Source organism: Pseudoxanthomonas koreensis (assembly GCF_010093225.1).
Classification (GTDB): domain Bacteria; phylum Pseudomonadota; class Gammaproteobacteria; order Xanthomonadales; family Xanthomonadaceae; genus Pseudoxanthomonas; species Pseudoxanthomonas koreensis.
This window is the reverse complement of sequence record NZ_PDWM01000016.1, coordinates 44,275-60,800: the sequence shown is the minus strand read 5'-3', so window position 1 is coordinate 60,800 and position 16,526 is coordinate 44,275. Positions and strand designations below refer to the sequence as shown.

Below are 16,526 nucleotides of genomic sequence, written 5' to 3'. Positions count from 1 at the left end.
CCTCAGTTCGCGAGCGCGGCACATCCCTGTGCCGCTCGACCCCCAATGCGGCAGAACGACGTCCTGTCGCGGCGTTGCGGGTATGGCTTCGTTAGGCCAATAGAAGCCACGCCCCCGAAGATCGCGACAGGACGCCGTACCTTGGGTATATGGCCCAAGTGGCACATGGATGTGCCACGGCCCTGAGTAAAGACAGGATGTCGTCCCGAAGGGTGGGCCATATACCCAAGGTGCGGAGGCCCCCACCGGAGCCCACGCTCCTGCCTTCGAGCCGTCGAGCCACCCAGCCACCCGGAAGTGGGCCAAAAAAGCGAGGCCCGGACATGCCGGGCCTCGCGGTATCGCATGGATGGCGCGACTGCTTACCAGATCACGACCTGGCCATCGCCCTGGCGGACCATCGGCTTGCCCGCCTCGCACTTGAACGCCGCCGCGAAGGCCGGCAGGTTCGAAGGCGCACCGACCGCACGGAACTGCGCCGGCGCGTGCTCGTCGGTGGCGATGCGGTTCTTCAGCTCCTCCGGCGTGAAGTTGCGGCGCCACACCGTGGCCCAGTTGAGGAAGAAACGCTGGTCGCGGGTCAGCCCGTCGGTCATCGGATCCGGCGTGTCGCCGGCCGCGGCTTTCATCGCATCGTAGGCCGTGGCCAGGCCGCCCAGGTCGGCGATGTTCTCGCCCAGGGTGTGGCGGCCGTTGATCTTCTGCCCGTCGGCGGTGGTGTAACCGTCGAACTGCGAGATCAGCTTGTCGGTGCGACCACTGAATCCCTTCGCGTCGGCCTCCGTCCACCAGTTCTCGAACTTGCCGGTCGGCCCGAAGCGGCTGCCCTGGTCGTCATAGCCATGAGTCATCTCGTGGCCGATCACCGCGCCGATGCCACCGTAGTTCATCTCGTCCGACGCGTTGGGGTCGAAGAACGGCGGCTGCAGGATCGCCGCCGGGAACACGATCTCGTTCTGCAGCGGGTTGTAGTAGGCGTTGACCGTCTGCGGGCTCATGCCCCACTCGGACTTGTCCACCGGCTTGCCGATCTTGGACAGGTTCCAACGATAGTTGAACTCCTGCGCGGCCAGCACGTTGCCGATGTAGCTGTCGCGGCTGGTGGCCAGGCCGTCCCACTCGCGCCACTTGTCCGGGTAGCCGATCTTCGGCGTGAACGAAGCCTGCTTGGCCAGCGCCTTCTGCTTGGTCTCGTCGCCCATCCACTCCAGGTTCTCGATGCGGGCCTTCAGTGCGGTGCCGAGGTTGGCGACCAGCGCCTCCATCTTGGCCTTGGATTCGGCCGGGAAAGCGACCTGCACGTACATCTGCCCCAGCGCCTCGCCGGCCTGCTGGTTGATGCTGGCCAGCACGCGCTTCCAGCGCGGCTTCATTTCCTTCTGCCCGCGCAGGGTTTTGGCGTAGAAGTCGAAGTTCTCCTGGGCGAAGGCGTCGCTCAGGTACGGCGAGGCGCCGTCGACGGTGTGGAAGCGCAGGTAGGAGCGCCACACCGAGGCGTCGGTGTCGCCCAGCGCCTTGCTCACTTCCTCGTGGAAGGCCGGGATCGCCAGCGAGAACTTCTCCGGCGCGGCCAGGCCCTGCGACTCGAAGAATTTCGTCCACGGGAAGTTCGGCGCCAGCTTGTCGGCGTCGGCCAGGGTGACCGGGTTGTAGAACAGCGACACGTCGCGGGACAGGTCCTCGCGCGACTTGGAGGCCTTGGCCAGGCGGGTCTCGAACGCCATCACGTCCTGCGCCTGCTTCTGCGCATCGGCCGCGGCCACGCCCGACAGCTCCAGCACCTTCGCGATGTGCTTGACGTAGGCGTCGCGGATGTCCTTCTTGTCGGCGTCGAAGTAGTAGTTCCTGTCGGGCAGGCCCAGGCCGCCCTGGCTGGCGTAGGCGATGTTGAGGTCCGGGTTCTGGAAGTCGGCCTCGGCGCCGAAGCCGAACAGGAAGTTCTCGCCCCTGGCGGCGCTGGTGCGCAGGTACTCGGCAACAGCTGCGCCGTCGGCCAGCGCATCGATCGCGGCCAGGTGGCCCTGCAGCGGCTCGATGCCCTGGGCGTTGATCTTCGCCTCGTCCATGCCGGTGGCCCACAGGTCGCCGACGATCTTGTTCACGCCGGTGGCGTTGGCGTCGGCCGCGGCCTGTTCGACCAGCTGGTGCTGCACGGCGTTGGAGCGCTCGTCCAGCATCTCGAACGCGCCCCAGCTGGTGCGGTCGCCCGGGATCGGGTTGGCGGCCAGCCACTTGCTGTTGGCATAACCGGCGAAGTCGGTGCACGCGTCCTGGGTGGTGTCCAGGTCGGCCACGTCGAAGCGGTTCACGCCCGGCAGGGTGCTCTCGTCGAGCTTGAACGCCGGTGCCTCGGCGGTGGCGGCCGGCGCTGCCGCTTCTTCCTTCTTGGAACAGGCGGCCAGGGCGATGGCGATGGCCACCGGCAGCAGCAGGGTCTGGGACTTGCGGATGTTCACGTTGCGGATTCTCCGGCCCGGCGCGCGGGCATGCTGGCAGGGCCCCGGGACGGGGCAGTGCCGGCGACTCTACGCCCGGTCCCTGAACGGAGGGAATGCCGGAGGTCATGGCGGCACAATGGGGGCCCTGGGCAACGGGCGGAGGCGGACATGCAGGTCGAATTCCACGGCGCGGCCGGCGAGGTGACCGGTTCGATGCACCTGGTCGAGGCCGCCGGCCGGCGGATCCTGCTGGACTGCGGGATGCTGCAGGGCCGGCGCGAGCTGGAGGCGCAGAACGCCGCCCCGTTCCCGTTCGACCCGGCCGCGCTCGACGCCCTGGTCCTCAGCCACGCCCACATCGACCACATCGGCCGGGTGCCGCTGCTGGTGGCGCGCGGCTTCCGCGGACCGGTCTTCCTGCAGCGCGCCACCGCCGACCTGCTGCCGGTGATGCTGGAGGACGCCGCCTCGCTGGCCGAATCCGAGGCCGCGCGCGCCAACCGCCACCGCGATCCGGAGCAGCCGCCACAGCAGCCGCTGTTCACCGCCGCGGACGTGGCCCGGGTGATGAAGCTGCTACGCCCGCTGCCCTACGACACCCGCACCACGATCGCGCCCGGCGTGGAGATCGCGCTGCGCGATGCCGGGCACATCCTCGGCTCGAGCATCGTCGAGCTGTGGGCGGACGGCAGGAAGCTGGTGTTTTCCGGCGACATCGGCCCGAAGGGCACCCCGATCCTGCGCGACCCGGTGGCGATCGCCGAAGCCGACCTGGTGCTGATGGAGTCCACCTACGGCGACCGCAACCACCGCGACCGCCAGGCCACCGTGGCCGAACTGGGCGAGGTGTTCGATCATGCCTGGCGCGAGCGCGGCAACGTGCTGATCCCGGCCTTCGCCGTGGGCCGCAGCCAGGAACTGCTGTACTGGTTCGCGCGCCACTGGAAGGAGTGGAACCTGCAGCGCTGGCGGGTGTTCCTCGACAGCCCGATGGCCGGGCGGGTGGTGGAGGTCTACGACCGCCACCACGACCTGTTCGACCAGCAGGCGCAGGCCGTGTGGCGACAGCACCCGTCGCCGTTCCGGCTGCCGAACCTGCACATCACCGCCAGCACCCAGGAATCGATGGCGATCAATTCCATCGCCAGCGGCGCGATCGTCATCGCCGGCTCGGGCATGGCCAACGGCGGGCGCCTCCTGCCCCACCCGCGCCATCGGGGCGGCCGGCGCGACCCCCCCGTGGTCTTCGTCGGCTACCAGGCCGAGGGCACGCTGGGCCGGCGCCTGGTCGAACGCGCGCCATGGGTGCGGATCCACGGATCCGATTACCGCGTCAACGCGCAGATCCACACCGTCGGCGGACTGTCGGCGCATACCGACCAGCAGGGCCTGATCGAGTGGTACGGGAACTTCCGCGGCGCGCCGCCGCTGGCGCTGGTGCATGGCGAGGACCGTGCCCGCGAGGCGCTGGCCGGCGAGATCGGCCAGCGCAGCGGCGCGCGGGTGATCCTGGCGCGGCCGGGAATGCGCCTGCAGGTGTGAGGTCCGCTGCGGCGCGCGCCTGGTGCCTGCTGTCAGCCTGCCGAGGCGGGTGCGGTGCGGGGGGCGAGGTGCCGCAGGCAGTCGCAGCTCTCGTCGGCGCAGGCATGGATGCTGCCGGCCAGGCGCAGTGGTGTCCCCGGCTCGGCCGCCTGTGCCCGGATCTCTTCGAGGATGCGTTCGGCCGCGGTCGCCGAGGTCCCTGGCAGCAGCAGGGCGAAGCGGCCGCCGCCGAGGTGCGCGGCCAGGTCGCCGGGTCGGCGCGCCCGCGCCTGCAGCAGGCGTGCGATGCGGGCGGCGGCATCGTCGACGGCCTGGCCGCCACGTACTCCTCCCGGCACCTCCAGCAGCAGCAGCGCATGGGCCGTGCCCTTGGTGCGGACCGCATGCACCGCCGAGGCCAGGCGGCCGCGCGTGGCCAGCCCGGGCAGGCGCCGACGGTCGCGCAGCCGCCGGCGCAGCGCCGTCAGGCAGCCGCTGGCCAGTATCGCGGCCAGCACCAGGACCACGCCGCCGGGCGCGAACCAGTGCCGCCAATGCAGCAGCACGATCGCCAGCAGCAGTGCGCCGGCGATGCCGGCCAGCAGCGCCAGCGGCATGCGCCAGGTGCTACGCCTCTCGCCCAGTCCGAGCAACACCGCGCCGCCGGCCAGGAGCAGCGAAAGCAGGGCCTGCACGGCTGCCGACAAGGGTGCGGAAACCGTTCCCTGCAGCAGCGAAGCCATCGCGCGCGCCTCGTGCTCCACCGGGTACAGCGTGGGGCTGCCGTAAGGGCCGGGGAGCGGCGCCAGTCGCGCCGGATCGGTCACGCCCACCAGCACCCAGTGGTCGCCGAGCAGGCCGGTGCCGGCGTTTCCCTGGAGCACGTCACTGGCATGCAGCGTGCGTGGTGCTGGACCCTGGCCGTTGTCGTAAGCCACGCGCCAGCGTGCCGGCGTTTCCATGCGGCCTGCCCCGACCGCATCGCCCGAGCGCACAAGCGCCAGGGCCAGCGACGGCCAGCGGATGCCATCGAGGCTGACGACGTGCGGCAGATGTCCGCGGATGCGGCCGTCGCGATCGCGCGGCAGCCATACGTGTGCCAGCCGCGCCGCATCGGCGAACTCGACCGGCGGCATCGACGCCCTTGGCCGGGCGTCGTCCCCGGCCTGCAGGGCGACGCCGAGGACCATGCGGTCGTCGAGCAGGGCGCGGGCCAGGCGCGCATCGCCTGCCGGATCGGCGGGGTCGCTGCGCAGCGGCATGTCCAGGGCGATGCCACGCGCGCCGGCCACTTGCAACTGCTCGAGCAGGCTGGCGAGACGGGCGTTGCTCCACGACTCGGCACCGGTCAGCCCCACCACCGTCACCGGTGGTGGATAGGCAGGTGCAGCCCGGGTGGCCAGTTGCGCGTACAGCGCGTCGTCGAGCGCGACGGCCACGCCCAGCACGCTGGCCACGGCCGCAAGCACACCGGCGGCGAGCGCAAGCGCGCCGCGGCGGCTACCGCCAGTCCGACCCGTTCCTCCGGCCATGACACTCCCCGTGCGCTGGCCCCCTGCGCGCCCAGTATAGGCACAGTGGTATACCTGTGAGCATGGAAAAACAGCGCAAAAATCGTGACGTACTGCTCGTTGGCGGCGGTCACAACGGCCTGGTCTGCGCCACCTACCTGGCCAGGGCGGGACTGGACGTCACCGTGGTCGAACGCCGCGGGGTGGTCGGCGGTGCCGCGGTGACCGAGGAGTTCCATCCGGCCTTCCGCAATTCGGTCGCGTCCTACACCGTTTCGCTGCTGCAGCCGAAGGTGATCGCCGACCTGGACCTGCACGGCCATGGCCTGCGCGTGGTGCTGCGCAAGCGCAACAACTTCCTGCCGCTGCCGGCCGCGGAGGGTGGCGGTTACCTGCTCACCGGTGCCGGCCGCACCGCTGACGAAGTGGCGAAATTCTCGCGCCGCGACGCGGAACGGCTGCCCGCCTACGAAGCGCGGCTGGACGCCATCGCCGACGTGCTGCGCGCGCTGGCGCTGCAGCCGCCGCCGAACATCACCGACGGCGGCTGGTGGCAGGCACTGCCGGAACTGCTGCGCACCGCGCGCCTGGGACGGCGCCTGCATGCGCTCGACGAAACCCTGCGCCAGGAACTGCTCGACCTGTTCTCGATCTCGGCGGCCGAGTACCTGGACCGCTGGTTCGAGAGCGGGCCGATCAAGGCCCTGTTCGGCTTCGACGGCATCGTCGGCAACTACGCCAGCCCGTACGCGCCGGGCACCGCCTACGTGCTGCTGCACCACGTGTTCGGCGAAGCCAACGGGGTCAAGGGTGCATGGGGTCACGCGATCGGCGGCATGGGCGCGATCACCCAGGCGATGGCGCGCGCGGCGGAGGCGGCCGGCGTGGAGATCCGCACCGGCACCGGCGTGCGCGAGGTCCTGGTCGAGGATGGCCGCGCCACCGGCGTGGTGACCGAAACCGGCGAGACGCTGCGCGCGCGCGCGGTGGTCGCCAACGTGAACCCGAAGCTGCTCTACGAACGCTTGCTGCCGGCGACGGCGGTGCCGGAAGCCACCCGCGAGCGGATGCGCAACTGGCGCTGCGGCTCGGGCACGTTCCGCATGAACGTGGCGCTGTCGCGGCTGCCGGATTTCAGCGTGCTGCCGGGCGAGGGCGAACATTTGACCGCGGGCATCATCATCGCGCCGTCGCTGGACTACATGGACCGCGCCTGGCGCGATGCGCGCGAGCATGGCTGGTCGCGCGAGCCGATCGTGGAGATGCTGGTGCCGTCGACCCTGGATGATTCGCTGGCGCCGCCGGGGATGCACGTGGCCAGCCTGTTCTGCCAGCACGTGGCGCCGGAACTGCCGGATGGCCGCAGCTGGGACGACCATCGCGAGGAGGTCGCCGACCTGATGGTGGCCACGGTGGACCGGCACGCGCCGGGGTTCGCGGCGTCGGTGCTGGGGCGGCAGGTGCTCAGTCCGCTCGACCTGGAGCGGGAGTTCGGGCTGGTCGGCGGCGACATCTTCCACGGCGCGCTGAGCCTGAATCAGTTGTTCTCGGCGCGGCCGATGCTGGGGCAGGCGGGGTACCGCGGGGCGATCCCGGGGTTGTATCTCTGCGGCTCGGGAACGCATCCGGGCGGTGGCGTCACCGGCGCGCCGGGGCACAACGCGGCGCAGGTGGTGATCGGGGATCTGCGTTGAAGTTGGTGGCGGGTGAAGAAAGGGGACGGAGGCAATTAAGCCAAGGGCTTAATTGCCTCCGTCCCCTTTCTTTCCGCCTCCCGCATTCGGGAGGCGCGCACCACTACTGCTGCAGCGTCGTCTTCTTGCGGTTGTCGCCGGAGTCGCGGTCGATCAGCTTGTTGTAGGGGTCGATGCCGGCCTCGTAGGGCAGTTCGTCGACCACCAGTTCCAGCGTGGCGTCGGCTGCGGTGATGCGGTGCTTGCGCAGGTACAGCACCCTCTCGTCGACCTCCTTGCCGTCCGCCGGCCGCGCAAACACGCCGATGTCCACGTCGACGTCGATCGGCTCCTCGGTCTCCTTGCCCTTACCGTCGGTGGATACCTTCTCGGCGTGGACCTTGAGGGTGACAACGTACTTGCCGTCGTCGCGCTTGCGCACGTCGGCCGTGGTCACGCGGTGGTTCCAGAACACGATCCGCTCGAACAGGTCGCGGATGAACGGGTGGTGCTCAGGCCCGGTGCGGGCATACAGCAGGTCGAGGAAGTCGCGGGTGGTCGGGTAGGGCGGGCCCTTGAAGCCCCACTGCTGCACGAATTCGGCCAGCACCGCGTTCAGCTTCTCCTCGCCGATGGCATCGCGCAGGGCGTAGAACACCACCGAGCCCTTGTTGTAGTGGATGTACTGCTGGTTCTCGTTGAGCGCCAGCGGTTGCTCCTCGACCCGCTCGGTGGCCCGGCTCATCAGGTAGCGGTCCAGCTCGTACTTGAGGAAGCGGCGCATCTGCCGCGGCCCGTACTCCTGCTCCATCACCATCAGCGCCGAGTACTGGGCCAGCGACTCGGACAGCATGGTCGCACCCTGCACGTTGGCGCCGATCAGCTGGTGCGCCCACCACTGGTGCGCGGCCTCGTGCGCGGTCACGTAGAACACGTAGTCGATGTCCTCCTCGTCGCGCAGGTCGGCGATGAAGCCGATCGACTCCGAGTAGGGGATGGTGCCGGCGAAGGCCTGGGCGAAGGTCTGGTAGCCCGGGAATTCCAGGATCCGGAACTGGCGGAACTGGTAGGGCGAGAAGTTGCGGCTGAAGTAGTCGAGCGATTTCCTGGTCGAGTCGATCATCCGCGGCACGTTCCAGCCGTGCGTGGGGTGGTGGTAGACCTCGATCGCCACGTCGTTCCAGCGGTCGCGCGCGACCTGCCAGTCGGCCGACAGCCAGGAGAAGAACGGCAGCAGCTTCGCTTCTGACCTGTAGTGGTAGTAGCGGCGCCCGTCCTGTTCCCACTCGCGCTGCAGGTAGCCCGGCGCCAGCGCGATCTGGCCGTCGCTGGTGGAGACAGTGGTCTCGAAGTCGACCCAGTCGCCGGCGCTGGTCAGGTAGTTCGAACCGCGCGCGGCCACGTCGTCGATCGGGTTCATCCGCGGCAGCTGCGGCAGGTCCTGCTTGCGCCGGTCGTTGCGGTCCTGCAGCTGGCGGCGCTCGTCGTAGCCGAACTGCGGCAGCGCGGCGTAGTTGTTGAAGAACGTGCCGTTGTAGACCACCGAGGTGCCGCCGCCGTTGAGCGGAAAGCCGTGCGGCTCGCTGGACAGCTCGAACTCGAAGTCCATCGCCGCGCCTGGCGCCAGCGGGGTGGTCAGCCGGTAGATGGTGTAGCCGTGGACCTCGTCGGTCTTGACCACGCTGTGCGGGCCGAATTCGAGGCGCCGCACCTCCACGTTCGGGTTGATCGCCACGTGCAGCTCCGGGATCGGCGCGCCGGTGCGATTCTCCAGGCGGTAACTGCCGCGGATGTCGACGCTGCGACGTTCCGGGTAGATGTCCACGTCGGCGCGGATCGAGGCGATGCGCGGCTGCGGCAGGTCCTTGTACTGGCGGTAGTCCTTCTCGTACTGCGCCGCCCGCTCCTTGGCCAGGTCGCCGGGCACGTACTCGTTGAGCACGTTGGTGTTGTGGAAGATCCAGCCGCCGAGCCCGGCGAACACCAGCAGCGAGGCCGCCAGCGTCGCCAGTGCCGGGCCGCGCAGCCGCGCGCGCGCCTGGCGCAGGCGGTCGCGCAGGGCCAGCGAGGTGCCGCGCGGCCAGAACAGCAGCGCCACCACCAGCAGTGCCGCGGCGAACGCGGCCCAGTAGGCGCGCAGCAACAGGTGCGGACCGATGAAGTGGCCGTAGTGGTTCATGTCCGAATATGGGGTCGGCGTCGCCGAACCGTATCGGTACAGCAGATGGTCCAGGTCGAGCATGCCCATCGCCGCGCGCGAGACCAGGTACACGATCATCAGCAGGTAGCCGATGAACTTGTTGCCGCTCACCGCCTGCAGGAACACCGCCAGCGCGGCCATCAGCACGAACGGCAGCACCGACAGGGCGATGCCCTTGAGATAGAGCAGCGGCTCGATGGCGGTGTGGCCATGGCCCAGCTGCCAGCCAGCGGTGAACAGCGCGCCCGCCAGCAACAGCGCGACCGCCAGCCCGGCCAGCGCGGTCATCTTGGCCGCCAGCGGGATCCAGTCGGGCAGGGCGTAGGCGTCGGTCGCCTCGGCCACGCGCAGGCTGCGTTCGCGCCAGACCAGTTCGCCGGCGTAGAAGGTCACGACGATGACCAGGAACAGGGACATGCCGCCGTCGATGGCCGAGAGCATGCGCCGGGTCACCGGGTACAGCTCGGTGCCGTACATGCTCGAGCCGAACTTGAGCACGCTGAACACCATCAGCAGCCCAAGTACCAGCATCACCAGGAACGGCGCGCTGGCCAGCGCGCCACGCAGGTCGAACGCGGCCAGCTGGCGGTACTGGGTCCAGCGCGCCGCCGCGCCCTGGCGCAGGGTCGCCACCGGCAGGGCGAGGGTGGTGGCGCTGGCGGCCACGCCGGGCAGCGGCGGGGCTTCGGCCTCGGCGGCACCGGCCTTGCGCCGGCGGCGCAGGACCAGGCCTTCGCGGTCGGCGCGGAACAGGCGGAAGGCGGCCAGCAGCAGCGCCACGGCCACGCCCAGCCACAGCACGCGGTTGCCCAGCAGCAGCCCGGTCAGCGCCGGCAGATCCTGGTTGTACTGCGCGCTGGACCAGTAGCGGATGTGCTCGCCTACCGCGGCGGTGCCGGACGGGTCGAGCAGGGCGCCGACCCAGCGCGAGTCCAGGTCCTGGGTCAGGAAACCGGACACCGTCCACAGCACGAAGAAGGCGATCACGCCGATGTAGCTGTAGAGCATCGAGCGGGTCAGCGTGGCCAGCAGGAACAGCAGCGCCGACAGGAACAGCAGGTTCGGCAGGACCAGCACGGCGAACGCCCAGGCGTAGGCCGGCCAAGGCGTCGGCCCGAGCCGGGCCTGGTCCAGCCACGGCATCAGGCTGCCCAGCCACAGGCCGAAGGCGGTGGCGAGCATGATCGCCAGGCTGGCCAGGAAGCCGCCGCCGAAGCGGCCGAGCAGGTAATCGCGCTTGCGCATCGGCGTGGCGAAGAACAGCTCGGCCGTGCGCTGCTCGAAGTCGCGCAATGCGATGCCGGCCACGAAGATCGTGGTCAGCAGCACCGACATCACGCTGAAGCTGCCGAGCAGGGCGATCACCACCGCCGGCGCATTGCGCATGATGTTGCCGACACCGCCGCCGAAGCTGACGTTGTCCGAGGCCATGCTGCCGAAGCCCAGCAGGGCGAACACCAGCATGACGATCCAGAACACGCCGTTGCGCAGCAGCAGGCGGCGCTCGAAGGAGAGGAGATGGCGCAGCATGGGTCAGGCCGCCTGCGCGGTGCTGGCGGCCAGCGCGACCTTGCGCAGCTCGCCGAAGTACACGTCCTCCAGGTTGGCCGGCACCGCGGCGAAACCCTCGCCCGGGTCCGCGTCGGCCAGCACGTGCACCACCGGCTGCCCGGCGACCAGGCGCGAGGACAGCACCGCGTGCCGCTCGATCACCTCGCCCAGCTCGGCCTTGTCCACCCGCTTGCGCCAGATCCGCCCGTCCAGCGAGCGGATCGCCTCGCGCGGCTCGCCGGCCAGGCGCACCTGCCCAGTAGCAATAATCGCCATCCGCGGGCACAGGTCGGTCACGTCCTCGACAATGTGGGTGGACAGGATCACCACCGTGTTCTCGCCGATCTCGGCCAGCAGGTTGAGGAAGCGGTTGCGCTCCTCCGGATCGAGGCCGGCGGTGGGCTCGTCGACGATGATCAGCGAGGGCTGCCCGATCAGCGCCTGGGCGATGCCGAAACGCTGGCGCATGCCGCCGGAGAAGGTGCCCAGCTTGCGCTTGCGCACGTTCCACAGGTTGACCTGGCGCAGCAGCGCCTCCACCAGCTCCTTGCGCTCCTTGCGCAGGGTCACGCCCTTGAGCACGGCGAAGTGGTCGAGCATGGCCTCGGCCGAGACCTTCGGGTATACGCCGAATTCCTGCGGCAGGTAGCCCAGCCGCCGCCGCGCCTCGGTCTTGTCCTTGAGCACGTCCAGCCCGTCGAGCGAGACGCTGCCGCTGTCGGCCTCCTGCAGGGTGGCGATGGTCCGCATCAGGGTGGACTTGCCGGCGCCGTTGGGGCCGAGCAGGCCGAACATCCCGCGCGGGATGTCCAGGGTCACGTCCTTCAGGGCCTGCACGCCGTTGGCATAGGTCTTGGACAGCGAGCGGATCTCGAGCATGCGCCATATCCTCCTTTGACTGGTTCCGATCCTGCGGGCGCGACGGCCGTCTGACCATCGGCTGGAAGTCATGCCGAGGGCAGGCGAACGCCCGCCCCCCTTGGGTCCTCAGGGCGCCGGTGCCTGGAACAGGCGCGCGATCTCCAGCGCCAGCCGGTACGGCTCCGGCGCATCGCGATTGCTGAGCACCACCACGGTCAGCCGCTCGCCCGGCCAGCGCACGATCACGTTGCGGAAACCGATGCTCTCGCCGCTGTGCCAGGTGCGGTCGTCCTGCAGGCGCCAGCCGAAGCCGTAATGGGCCACGTCGGTTTCGCTGGTGGTCGTGGCCGGGGCGAACATCAGCGCACGCGACTTGTCCGACAGCAGGCGCGCGTCGTACAGCGCGGCGTCCCACCTGGCCAGGTCGTCGATCGAGGAGTAGATGCCGCCGTCGCCCAGCACCGCGCTGGTCTGGCTCTGGTCGGTGCGCGTCCAGTGGCCATCGACCAGGCTATGTCCGTACGCGCGGTGGGCCACCTCGTCGACACCGTCCTGGTGGGCGACGGTGTCGCGCATGCCCAGCGGTACGAAGATCCGCTCGTGCAGGAACGTGGCGAAGTCGCTCCCGGAGGCCTCGCCCACCACCAGCGCCAGCAGCGCGTAGCCGCTGTTGCTGTAGCGGTAGGCGCTACCCGGCGCGAAGTACGTGCGGTCCTGTCCTTCGAGGATGCGCAGCACGTCGGCATCGTACAGTTGCCCTTCGAAACCGCCCGGGATGTGGTCCTCGTAGTCGACCAGCCCGGAGGTATGCGAAAGCAACTGGCGCAGGGTCACCGCGTCGGCGGCGGCCGGCAGCGAGGGCAGCCAGCGCCTCACCGGGTCGTCCAGCGACAGCCTGTCGTCCTCGGCCAGCAGCAGGATTGCCGCGGCGGTGAACTGCTTGGTCACCGACGCCAGCCGGTAGTTGGTGGCGGGCGTGGCCGCGGTGCCGGCCTCCAGGTCAGCCAGGCCGTAGCCGCGGCTGAGCAGCGGGCTGCCGTCGCGCAGCACAAGCACCGAGGCGCCTGGCACCTGGCCGTCGTAGTCGCGCATCAGCGCGCCGATCGCCGCCGCCGGGTCGGCGTCGGCGGCGGCGGTCACAGGAGTGGTGATGGCGGACAGTGCCGCCAGGGCGAGCAGGGGCAACATGGCAATCGGACTGTTCACGCGATCCTCCCCGGATCTGCGGTGGGACCTGCCGAGGTTAACCCGATGCGGCCTGCGGTGCCGTTTCCTGCCGGCTCGCGATCCACGCGTCGATCTTGGCTTCCAGTACGTCCAGCGGCACCGAGCCGTCCTTCAGCACTTCGGCGTGGAACTCGCGCACGTCGAAGCGTGGGCCCAGCGCCGCCTCGGCCTTGCGCCGCAGCTCCATGATCTTCAGCTCGCCGATCTTGTAGGCCAGCGCCTGGCCGGGGATGGCCATGTAGCGCTCGGCCTCCGCCACCGCGTCGGTGCGGCTGGTGGCCGAGTTCTCCAGCATGTAGTCGATCACCTTTTCGCGCGTCCAGCCCTTGCTGTGCAGCCCGGTATCGACCACCAGCCGGATCGCGCGCCACAGTTCGTTCTGCAGGTAGCCGAAGTACGAATAGGGATCCTCGTACAGGCCGAGCTCACGGCCCAGCGATTCGGCGTACAGGCCCCAGCCCTCGGTGAACGCGGTCTCGCCGCCGAAGCGGCGGAACTTCGGCAGCCCGGACAGCTCCTGTTGCAGCGCCAGCTGGAAGTGGTGGCCGGGGATGGCCTCGTGCAGGAACAGGTCCTCCGCATCCCAGGTCTTGCGCGTCGGCAGGTCGTACGTGTTGACGTAGAACACGCCCGGGCGGCTGCCGTCCTCGCTCGGCCGCATGTACGAGCCGCCCGCCGCCGATTGCGCGCGGTAGGGCTCCACCGGCCGGATCTCGAAGCCGGCCTTCGGCAGCAGCGAGAACTGCTCCGGGACCCGGGCCATCACCTTCGGCTCCAGGCCGCGGTAGAAGGCCAGCAGCGCCTCCTCGTTCCTGAATTCGAAGCGCTTGTCCTGCTGCATGTAGCGGAAGAATTTCTGCATGTTGCCGCGGAACTTCACCTGTTTCATCACCTGCCGGATCTGGGCGTGGATCCGCGCGACCTCGTCCAGGCCGATCTGGTGGATCTGTTCCGGGGTCAGGCCGGTGGTGGTGCTCTGGCGCGCGTTGTACGCGTACCACTCCGCGCCACCGGGCAGCGCAGCCATGCCGGCGCTGGTGCGCGTGGCCGGCAGGTACTTCGTGGCAATGAACTCGCGCAGCATGGAGTAGGCGGGCAGCAGCTGTCCTTCGATCGCTTCGCGATAGGCAGCGGTGAGCCGCTCGCGCTCGGCCGCGGGGAAGTCCGCCGGCATGTTGCGGACCGGGTTCCAGAACAGGGTCTCTTCCGCGGTCGGCTTGATCAGCGCGTCCAGTTGTGGCAGCACCTTCTCCATCAGCGGCCGCGGCTGGACCACGCCGGCGGCCATACCCTGTTCCATGTTGGCCACGGCCTGGCGGAACAGCGCCGGCACCTGCGCGGCGCGCTTGAGCCAGTTGTCGTAGTCGCGCACGCTCTTGAACGGCTGCGCGCTGGCGCCCGAACCGAGCATCGCCACCAGCGTGGCCGGGCTGTTGAACTGGTTGATCGGCTGCATCCAGCCCGGATGGCGCTCGCCCTCCAGCGCGTCGCGCGCGTTGCTCACGAAGATCCGGTAGCTGAGCAGGTCCTGGCCTTCCAGGCCCTCTTCGCCGACCGCTTCCACCTTGGCCAGCCATTCCGTAGTGAAGTCGTGCTTGCGCTTGCGGAAGTCCGCTGCCAGGTGGTTCGGCAGCTGGTCGTTCCAGCGCGGGTCGCCCTGGAAAGTGGCCTGCAGCGGGTTGAGCTGCAGCGAGGCTTCCCAGTACTCGTCATATAGCCGCTGCAGCTTCTGCGCCTTGCTCTCGACCTTGGCCGCGGGCTTCGCCGCCGGCTTGGCCTTGGCCGCCGCCGCGGGCCGCTGCGCCTTCTTCTTCGCCGCCTCGGCATGGATCGGCGGCAGCAGCAAGGCCAGGGCGACGGGCAGGGCGAGCCAGCGGAAGCGGTGCAGGGACATGGACGACTCCGGAAAACGCGAAGCCCCGGAGAGTGCCGCATCCTGCCGGCGCAGGCCAGCGCAACCGGTCACACCGCGGTCAGGCGGCGGCGTGTTCGCGCAGCTGGCGGGCGCGGGCGGCGCCGAGGTAGGTGGTGATGCCGCGACGCATCAGGTACAGCAACGGGATCAGCGCGATCGCCGCCAGCATCTTCCATGCGTAGTTGAGCGTGCTCACCGCCAGGAACAGCGAGGTCGGCCACTTCTGCGGCCCCAGCACGAACGCGATCCAGATCACCACGAAGCTGTCCACCAGCTGCGACACCGCCGTCGAACCGGTCGCACGCAACCACACCCAGCGCTCCCCCGTGGCGCGGCGGATGCGGTGGAATACCACCACGTCGATCATCTGCCCGAGCAGGAACGCCACCATCGAGCCGGCGATGGTCCACAGCCCCTGCCCGAACACCACCGCGAACGCCGCCTGGTAGTCAGGCACGCCCTGCGCCTGCGCCGCATCGCGCCACCACGACGCGGGCGCCAGCTCGATCGCCGCGAAAGCGAACAGGAAGCCGTACGCGATCAACCCCACCGCCAGCCACGAGATGAAGCGCACCCCGCGCCGGCCGAAGAACTCGTTGATGGTGTCGGTCATGATGAACACCACCGGCCACAGCAGCGTGCCCGCGGTGAAGTTCAGCGAACCGCTCTGGCCGAACAGGTTCCACTCCAGCGGCGCCACGCCCAAGCTGTCCTCCAGGGCGAAGATCTTGACCCCGATGAACTCGGCCAGCGCGGCGTTGACGCAGAAGAACGCGGCCAGCGCGATGTACAGCCGGACCGCGCGGTCGTCGAGCAGGCGCGCGGCCGGCGAGGCCGGGGTGGTGTCCGCAGCGGGCGTCGGCGCCGGGTCCATGGCCGGTGCGGCGGGCCGGCCCGCCTAGCGCTCGCCCGCGCGGGTGAAGGGCATGGTCTCGGGGGCGACGGCGCCTCCCGAGATGATGAACCCCATCGCCTGGTCGACAGTCCAGTCGGTCGGCGTCAGCAGCTCCACCGGCACCACTTCCAGGTAACCGGAGGTCGGGTTGGGCGTGGTCGGCACGTACACCGCCGCCAGCTCGCGACCGCTGCCTTCCTCCTTGAGCACGCGGGTGACCAGGCCGATGGCCTTCATGTCGCGGTGCGGGAAGTCGATCAGGACCACGCGCTGGGTGCTGCCCGGCTTGGTCTGCAGGATGTCCAGCAGCTTGCGCACGCTGGTGTAGACCAGGTTGGCCAGCGGCACCCGCGCCATCAGGCCCTCGAACCAGCCCAGCAGGCGCTGGCCGATGACCCGCCGCGCCAGCCAGCCCACGCCCAGGATCACCAGCAGGGTGGCCAGCATGGCGATGGTGTTCTGCAGCCAGATCGCCTTGCCCCAGCCGGCGTAGTTCGGGAACGAGTCGGCGATCGCCTCCGACAGCGGCACCACCCAGGGCGCGCTGATGCTGGAGAGCAGCACGAACACGAACTTGATCACGACCCAGGTCAGCCAGATCGGCAGCAGGGTCAGCAGGCCGGTGAGGAAAAGGCGTTGCAGCGAAGCGCGCTGCGGCGCGTGGTGGTCGGGGGACATGCGCGGATTGTAGCGTCGGACGCGGCTATGCTGGCAGCGGTGATGGGGCGTGGACG

General features: G+C 69.6%; 10 protein-coding genes. 2 read left to right on the top strand and 8 right to left on the bottom strand.

The genetic code is table 11. The annotated features are described in order from the left end of the window. Positions 1-362: 362 nt before the first annotated feature. Positions 363-2,432 (bottom strand): M13 family metallopeptidase, encoded by a 2,070-nt coding sequence (locus CSC64_RS06975; RefSeq protein WP_162434609.1) that lies wholly within the window; start codon positions 2,430-2,432, stop codon positions 363-365. Positions 2,433-2,606: 174 nt separating this feature from the next. Here CSC64_RS06975 and CSC64_RS06970 point away from each other — a divergent pair, with 174 nt between their 5' ends. After that, positions 2,607-3,980 (top strand): MBL fold metallo-hydrolase RNA specificity domain-containing protein, encoded by a 1,374-nt coding sequence (locus CSC64_RS06970; protein ID WP_162434607.1) that lies wholly within the window; start codon positions 2,607-2,609, stop codon positions 3,978-3,980. A gap of 32 nt (positions 3,981-4,012) precedes the next feature. Here the strand turns inward: CSC64_RS06970 and CSC64_RS06965 are convergent, their stop codons facing one another. Next, entirely contained in the window at positions 4,013-5,416 is a 1,404-nt protein-coding gene (locus CSC64_RS06965; protein WP_162434606.1) for a CHASE2 domain-containing protein, read from the bottom strand. Positions 5,417-5,553: 137 nt separating this feature from the next. Between CSC64_RS06965 and CSC64_RS06960 the strand changes: the two genes are divergently transcribed. Continuing rightward, positions 5,554-7,164, top strand: coding sequence for a phytoene desaturase family protein (locus tag CSC64_RS06960; RefSeq protein ID WP_162434605.1), 1,611 nt, complete (start codon positions 5,554-5,556; stop codon positions 7,162-7,164). A gap of 103 nt (positions 7,165-7,267) precedes the next feature. On the opposite strand, the gene CSC64_RS06955 is transcribed toward CSC64_RS06960, so the two are convergent. The 6 genes from CSC64_RS06955 to CSC64_RS06930 all read right to left on the bottom strand — a co-directional run bounded on the left by CSC64_RS06955 (position 7,268) and on the right by CSC64_RS06930 (position 16,470). Further along, complete coding sequence (locus CSC64_RS06955; RefSeq protein ID WP_162434604.1) at positions 7,268-10,873, bottom strand: ABC transporter permease/M1 family aminopeptidase; 3,606 nt, start codon at positions 10,871-10,873, stop codon at positions 7,268-7,270. Positions 10,874-10,876: 3 nt separating this feature from the next. Further along, the gene (locus tag CSC64_RS06950) at positions 10,877-11,773 is read right to left on the bottom strand and encodes an ABC transporter ATP-binding protein (protein ID WP_162434603.1); all 897 of its coding nucleotides are present in this window, start codon (positions 11,771-11,773) and stop codon (positions 10,877-10,879) included. Positions 11,774-11,881: 108 nt separating this feature from the next. Next, positions 11,882-12,943 carry a serine hydrolase domain-containing protein gene (locus tag CSC64_RS06945; RefSeq protein WP_162434602.1) on the bottom strand — a complete coding sequence of 354 codons (1,062 nt, stop codon included), beginning with the start codon at positions 12,941-12,943 and terminating at the stop codon, positions 11,882-11,884. 55 nt (positions 12,944-12,998) lie between these two features. Next, positions 12,999-14,876, bottom strand: a complete 1,878-nt coding sequence (locus CSC64_RS06940; RefSeq protein WP_162434601.1) for a DUF885 domain-containing protein — start codon at positions 14,874-14,876, stop codon at positions 12,999-13,001. A 79-nt stretch (positions 14,877-14,955) separates the two neighbouring features. After that, on the bottom strand, positions 14,956-15,771 hold the full coding sequence (locus tag CSC64_RS06935) for a queuosine precursor transporter (protein WP_162434600.1): 816 nt from the start codon (positions 15,769-15,771) through the stop codon (positions 14,956-14,958). Between the two features lie 24 nt (positions 15,772-15,795). After that, positions 15,796-16,470 (bottom strand): DUF502 domain-containing protein, encoded by a 675-nt coding sequence (locus tag CSC64_RS06930; RefSeq protein ID WP_162434599.1) that lies wholly within the window; start codon positions 16,468-16,470, stop codon positions 15,796-15,798. Between the last annotated feature and the right edge of the window lie 56 nt (positions 16,471-16,526).